This is a genomic window from Maribacter sp. 1_MG-2023 (genome assembly GCF_030547005.1).
In the GTDB taxonomy this organism is placed as follows: Bacteria; Bacteroidota; Bacteroidia; order Flavobacteriales; family Flavobacteriaceae; genus Maribacter.
The window spans coordinates 25,779-32,630 of record NZ_JAUOPN010000024.1 but is presented as its reverse complement, the minus strand read 5'-3'; the positions used below and the strand labels follow the sequence as shown (position 1 = coordinate 32,630).

Genomic DNA, 6,852 nt, shown 5'->3' with positions numbered 1-6,852 from the left:
TTTCATCGTGACAGTTTGAATTTAAAGTTAGTAAATTCGAATTATGAACTGTCCTATTTTTAGGGAAGCCTACAATAACTGTTAATTTTTATAATTATTCTATGCTACAATGAATTATTTCCTGTTTCCTTTAAACCTTAGTTAATAACATATAAAACAATTATAAGATTTAAAGAAAATGTCATTAATAAAGAGTTAGAAATAAGAATAAGTCAATAATTTTATCAAATGCCTATAAATCATTAATGCTCTCATATTTTGTTTATAGATTTATAACTAAATGGAAATTAATTGACCAGGCGATTTATTTAAACAAATTTTATGAAAAAAACATATTACACATCACTCCTTATAATATTCATTATTGCATGTAAAAACCAAAAACCTACAACTCAAGGATATCAAGGTCAGGGAAAAAATGCCGTTGTTTCTACTTTATCTAAACCTGTTCAAAAACAATGGAAAGGTATTTGGACATTTGATGAAGACGCAACCTTCTTTAGTAATGATTTTGAAAGCGGAAGGTTAAACGGTATAACTTCTGACGGAAAAAATCATTACACCGCATTGATTACAGCTGAAAACACACCTATAAACGTGAGTCCGTGGTATGCATTTAAAGTTTGGTCAAAAACACATAAGACCATCACTATTAAAATGACTTATCAAGATTCTAGAAGTAGATACTACCCTAAAATAAGTACTGATAGTGAAAATTTCACTCCGTTAGATAGCACCAATTTTACAGGAATAAATAAAGGAACGGGTGATTTCGGTATTAAGGCAGTACCAGAAATAGTTGAAATTAAGGTAGATATTAGCGAAGAGCCCACATTCATAACCGCTCAAGAACTTTATGGATCCACAAGAGTAAAAAATTGGATAGATTCTTTAACCACCAAAGATTTTATATCTACTTACGAAATAGGAAAAAGTAGAGAAAATAGGGCAATGAATTTAATGGAAGTTAGTAACGGTGTTCATAAAAAAGCCGTTATGGTTATTTCTAGACAGCACCCACCTGAAGTTACCGGATTTCTTGCCATGAAGTCTTTTATTGAAACTTTAAGCGGAGACTCGCCAAAGGCACAAAAGTTTAGAGACAACTACGATTTATTTGTTGTTCCGCTAATGAATCCTGATGGTGTTGATAACGGCAATTGGCGTCATAATATGGGCGGTATCGATTTAAACAGAGATTGGCAAGATTTCAATCAACCAGAAACTAGAAGTGTTAGAGATTTTCTTGTGAAAAAAGAATCTGAGGGATACGAATTTGTCTTCGGCGCAGATTTCCATTCCACTTGGGATGATATCTACTACCCTATCGACACAACGATTACTGGCGAGAAAGGAAAAATTATTTTTGACTGGATAAATAATATCACCAATAAATTACCTCAAAAGCACACCAATATAAAGCCCTCTACAACTATTAAACCTACCATGGTATCGCGTAATTACTTTTATGTTAACCACGGTATGCCAGCCATTGTTTTTGAATTGGGTGATAATACCCCTAGAGATTTCTTGAAGCAAAAAGGTCAAGTAGCAGCTGAAGAACTAATGGATTTGCTTGATAGTCAAAACTAAATTTTTACAAACTACTAGAAATAAAAAAGCCTCATGGAAATTCCATGAGGCTTTTTTTATAAAAGATATTTATCTTATTAGCTATAATTGACTTTGTACCGCCAATAGCTGATTCCACCTAAAACAAGTACACCAGCAACTAAGTAGTATATAAATGTTGGTGTAATTACTTGCGCACCACTGGCATAACTATGCAGACCCACTAAGTAAAAGTTAACCCCAAAATAGGTCATCATAATACTACCAAAGGCTACGACACTCATAAAGTTGAACGTCCATTTACCTCTTAATCCCGGTACTAGCCTTGTATGTATTACAAAAGCATAAATCATAATAGAAACTAATGCCCAAGTCTCTTTTGGATCCCAGCCCCAATAACGACCCCAACTTTCATTTGCCCATTGTCCGCCTAAAAAGTTACCAATGGTAAGCATCACAAGTCCTGTTGTTAAAGCTAATTCGTTGATTATGGTCAATTCTTTAATGTTGATTGCCATACGTTTCTTATTCTTTTTGGTTGTCAAAATCATCAAAATCAATGAAACCAAACCTAAGATCATACCAACGGTTAAAGGTCCGTAACTACCAACGATAACTGCAACATGTATCATTAACCAATAACTATCTAAAACTGGCTGTAAGTTAGCAATAGATGGGTCTATCCAACTTTGGTGTGCTATCCATAAAAGCATAGATGTCACAAATGCAGATGCCGCAAAGGTCATATCACTTTTACGACCTAGCGCCCAACCAATACCCATGGTAGCCCATGCTACGTATAAAATACTTTCGTAAGCATTACTCCAAGGCGCATGCCCAGAAATATACCAACGCATAACTAAACCGGCAGTATGCCACAAAAACAGTAGAATAATAGTTCCTTTAAAGAAATATATTGCCACCCTCCAAATAGAACGATCTTTAAATATTTGGAATATTAAAGTGAAGAACATTAGCAAACCAACAAGCGCATAAAAACGATACAACCTATTGAAAATGTTAAGTTTATTATAGACCACCTCAAGATCTACTTTCTGTTGCGATGGTAAAACTTCACTACCATGGTTAAGTTGATTTTGGTGAAAAGCACCTAATAATTTATCTGCAGCTGTATAGTCTCCATTTTGTTGCGCCTTACCCAAGGTCATTAGGTAATATGGCATCGCATTTTTCACAAAGTTAGAATAGAGTGAATCTCTAATTTCGTATTGTCCCCCTCTGTACTCTACCGCTGAAATCCATTTGTTATTCTCATCATCTAATAATGGAAATATCTTAACAATATCTTGCCCTAAAGCTTGATTTAAAAGACTCAATCTAATATTGGCATCTTTAAAATCTTGTTGAAACTTATTCGGATTTGTTGTTGCTGTAGCCTCTCTCAAAAACGGCTCTAATTTATATTGCCCTTTTTCATCGAAGAAATCTGTAGCCTTCACATATTCTTGGCCTGATGGGATACCTATAACATTTCTAATACTATCGTTCTGCGATTTCTTATCTAACGCGATGAATTCCGTATTATACCAAACCGCAGGATTCATCATCATAGAAAGCAAAATCTGATCAGATGTATAGCCCAAATACGTGTCTTTCAAGCTTAGCTTACGAAGTAGTTCTGATGAAAAAGTATTAATAGGCTTCATTCGCCCACCTTCATCTTGTATTACTAGCTTACCAAATTTATCTGAATGCTCTTTACTGACCATGCTAGCTTCAAGTAAAGAATCTATTTGTATTTTACTAGGTACCTGTTGATGACCTTCTTCTGGCGTATGTTGTTCTTGTGCAAAAGATGAAAATGAAAACGCCATTAAAACAGTGATAACACCGAACATTTTTTTCTTTTTGATTTTTAATTCATCTAAAGAATTAGCCAAGTCCTTAAAGCGAGTTTTACCAAAAAACATAATTCCCATTAAACCGATATATAAAAGAAAATAACCTATATAGGTAATCCAAGTCCCCCAAAAATCATGATTTACAGATAAAACAGTGCCTTTTTCATCGGGATCAAAACTAGATTGAAAAAAGCGATACCCTTGGTGATCCAACACATGGTTCATAAAAATATCATAGTCAAAAGGTCTTTCATCTTCAATAGTAACCCTACTCATATATGAAGAATACCCTTTCTCTGTACCAGGATATTTTTCGGCGATAAAATCGTTCAATTTAATACCGAACGGCAAATCATATACTTTAGATCCGTATCGAATAGAGAAATTGAGTCCGCCAACATTCACTTTCTCACTAAAATCTGATGGGCCTTTATTACCTAATAATTTAATTTGTTTGGTTTCTCCGTTAGCAGTTACATCAAAAACTATGGCGTCTTGGTCTATTTTAGTTTTTTCTGCTTCAGGTATTTCAACAATACCATATGAACCTTGTGTTACAGAATCTGGAACAACAAACTGCATACCAGCAGTATTATATAATGAACGCAACACTAAGGGTTGCAAACTATCTTTCACCAAAACACCTTGAAACTGATCAGCCATACGCATATAGTTACCATCAAAAGGAGAATGAATCTGATATACAGAATCTGTAGTCATAATATTGATGGCGCCATCTGTATTATTATTTAATGCGAAAAGTACATTATGTATACTTGCCACCTTACCATCTTCTAAATAATGATCATGACGTTCACCATCACCGGCCTCTACAATCTTTAAAAACTTCGTTCCATTAGAATCTGGCAATAAACCTTGCTTGGCACCTTTAATAAATTCAACATAAGAAACCTCAAAATCTTCACCATTGAAATCAGCTTTCCATGGCAAATTAGATTTTATAGCTTCAGGCGTAACAATTAAATCATCTTCTAATACTTTTCTTCGTGCCTCACCTTCAATTTCACCATCAACATAAACCGTTAGATACGTTTTATCAGAATAGAACACCTTTTCCGTTTTTCCTTCACGTATTGGCATCATTCCTTCAAAACTGATATAACGCGTTACAAAAGCTCCAATAATAATCAATACCCAAGATAGATGCAGAACCAATACAGGCCATTTCTCTAATCGTAGAAGACGGTATCTAGAAATATTACCAAAAAAATTAATTACAAAGAATACCATGATAACTTCGAACCACCAGGCATTATAAATCCAGATTCGTGCGGTTTCTGTGCTATACCAACTTTCAATAAAAGTACCGAAAGCCATTGCTGTGGCAAAAACGATAAATAGAATGGACATTAAACGTGTAGAGAAGAATATTTTTTTGAACATTTCCGTCATGGAAGATAGGAGTTGATTTTCAAGATGCAAAAATAAGGTCTTTTCATCATTTACGGATGTCTTTTGCTGCTTTTAAAGTTCGTTGAAACTGTTAATTTTAATACAACAAGACTTCTATAAACTTTGTACTTTTGCTACATGATATCTGTCGTTATAGTTGGTACAGGAAATGTAGCTCAAAATCTTTATCAAGCATTTGAAAAATCAGATGATGTAACCATTACGCAAGTAATTGGTAGAAACCGAGAACATTTGACGTTTGTAAAGAACAACATTGCTGTTTCTACGACCTATAATGAAATCGCAACCGCAGATATTTATATACTGGCAATATCAGATGACGCTATCAAGTTAGTTGCTGAAAGTTTTAAAGATGTTGATGGAATACTGGCACATACTTCTGGAGCAACTTCTCTTGAATCCTTACAATCTGCAAAACAACCAGGTATATTTTATCCTTTACAGACCTTTACAAAAGGTAAGATCATATCATTTGATGATATTCCAATTTGTGTAGAGGCTACGATTGAAGAAGACCTCCATTTATTAAAAAAACTTGGAAAAACATTAAGTAATACAGTAGTTGAAATAGATTCTGAACAGCGAAAAACCCTTCATATAGCAGCAGTATTTGTAAATAATTTTACAAATTACATGTATACGATTGGTTCTGAAATCTGCGACGAGCATAAAATTGACTTCAAACTATTACAACCCTTAATCAAAGAAACTGCAGCAAAGTTAGATATACTTACACCTTTGCAAGCCCAAACGGGACCTGCAAAACGCGGAGACCAAAAAACATTACACAATCATTTACAAATCATAAAAGACAAACACCAAAGGGAACTGTACACCCTATTAAGCAACGCAATTAAAAAAAAGCATGGAAAAGAGTTATAAAGAATATTTAAATGACATTACCACATTTATTTTTGATGTTGATGGTGTATTTACAGATGGCAGTCTTTTAGTTACAAGTGAAGGAGAATTGCTTCGTACAATGAATGTGAAAGATGGTTATGCCTTAAAAGTAGCTCTAAAAAAAGGTTATAATGTTTGTATTATTACCGGAGGAACAAATGAAGGTGTTCGTACCAGACTAAGTGCTCTAGGAGTAACAGATATTTATATGGGTGCTCATTATAAGTTGGATGCTTTAGAAGAGTACATGGACATCTACCATATTGATGCAGAAAACGTCTTATTCATGGGTGATGACATACCAGATATTCCACCAATGCAAGCAGTTGCAATAGCTGCCTGCCCACAAAATGCTGTTGCCGAAGTAAAAAGTATAAGTCAATACATATCGCACATAAATGGTGGTCATGGCTGTGTACGTGATGTGATCGAGCAAGTTTTAAAAGTACGTGGAGATTGGACGAGCCATTTTAGTGCTGCAAACGATTAGTTTATGTTGAAAAATAAATTAAAAGAATATCATTTAATTCTAGCATCTGGCTCACCAAGAAGACATCAGTTCTTTAACGACATGGAGCTTGATTTTGAAGTTCGTATTAAATCTGTTGATGAAGTATATCCGTCAGAATTAAAAGGAGCTGAAATATCTGATTACCTAGCTAAATTAAAGGCAGAAGTATTTAAACCAGATTTGCAGCCAAAAGACATTTTAATAACATCAGACACAGTTGTTTGGCACAATAATGAATCTTTAGCCAAAGCTGAAGATAATATTGAAGCTGAATCAATGCTTAAAAAACTATCTGGAGATTGGCATCAGGTAATTTCATCTGTATGTTTTACAACAACTGAACGACAGATAGTTCAGCATTCAATAACAGAAGTCAAGTTCAAGAATTTATCGGAAGATGAAATTCAACACTATATAAAGGAATATCAACCTTACGATAAAGCAGGTGCATATGGTATTCAAGAATGGATAGGTCTCATAGGTATTGAAAAAATTAAAGGCTCATACACTAATGTAGTTGGGTTACCAACACAACTGGTTTATAAAACCTTATCACAATTGGTAACATAG

General features: G+C 34.2%; 5 protein-coding genes. 4 read left to right on the top strand and 1 reads right to left on the bottom strand.

Annotation, left to right across the window (positions count from 1 at the left end; translation table 11 throughout):
• The first annotated feature begins 321 nt into the window (after positions 1-321).
• Complete coding sequence (locus Q4500_RS18090; protein WP_303600976.1) at positions 322-1,593, top strand: M14 family metallopeptidase; 1,272 nt, start codon at positions 322-324, stop codon at positions 1,591-1,593.
• A gap of 77 nt (positions 1,594-1,670) precedes the next feature.
• Here Q4500_RS18090 and ccsA read toward each other — a convergent pair whose 3' ends face one another.
• Positions 1,671-4,847 (bottom strand): cytochrome c biogenesis protein CcsA, encoded by a 3,177-nt coding sequence (ccsA, locus tag Q4500_RS18085; RefSeq protein WP_303600975.1) that lies wholly within the window; start codon positions 4,845-4,847, stop codon positions 1,671-1,673.
• A 138-nt stretch (positions 4,848-4,985) separates the two neighbouring features.
• Here ccsA and Q4500_RS18080 point away from each other — a divergent pair, with 138 nt between their 5' ends.
• From Q4500_RS18080 to Q4500_RS18070, 3 genes are read left to right on the top strand one after another with little or no spacing between them, the layout of a single operon-like run.
• Entirely contained in the window at positions 4,986-5,750 is a 765-nt protein-coding gene (locus tag Q4500_RS18080) for a Rossmann-like and DUF2520 domain-containing protein (protein WP_303600974.1), read from the top strand.
• Positions 5,734-6,261 (top strand): HAD family hydrolase, encoded by a 528-nt coding sequence (locus Q4500_RS18075; RefSeq protein ID WP_303600973.1) that lies wholly within the window; start codon positions 5,734-5,736, stop codon positions 6,259-6,261. Before Q4500_RS18080 ends, Q4500_RS18075 begins: the two co-directional genes overlap by 17 nt.
• Positions 6,262-6,264: 3 nt before the next feature.
• A complete protein-coding gene (locus Q4500_RS18070) occupies positions 6,265-6,852 on the top strand; it encodes a Maf family nucleotide pyrophosphatase (protein ID WP_303600972.1) in 588 nt (195 codons plus the stop codon).

Bases quoted from the DNA above. Each gene is read 5' to 3' on its own strand.
- Q4500_RS18090 (WP_303600976.1), top strand. From the start codon at position 322: ATGAAAAAAACATATTACACATCACTCCTTATAATATTCATTATTGCA.
- ccsA (WP_303600975.1), bottom strand. From the start codon at position 4,847: ATGACGGAAATGTTCAAAAAAATATTCTTCTCTACACGTTTAATGTCC.
- Q4500_RS18080 (WP_303600974.1), top strand. From the start codon at position 4,986: ATGATATCTGTCGTTATAGTTGGTACAGGAAATGTAGCTCAAAATCTT.
- Q4500_RS18075 (WP_303600973.1), top strand. From the start codon at position 5,734: ATGGAAAAGAGTTATAAAGAATATTTAAATGACATTACCACATTTATT.
- Q4500_RS18070 (WP_303600972.1), top strand. From the start codon at position 6,265: ATGTTGAAAAATAAATTAAAAGAATATCATTTAATTCTAGCATCTGGC.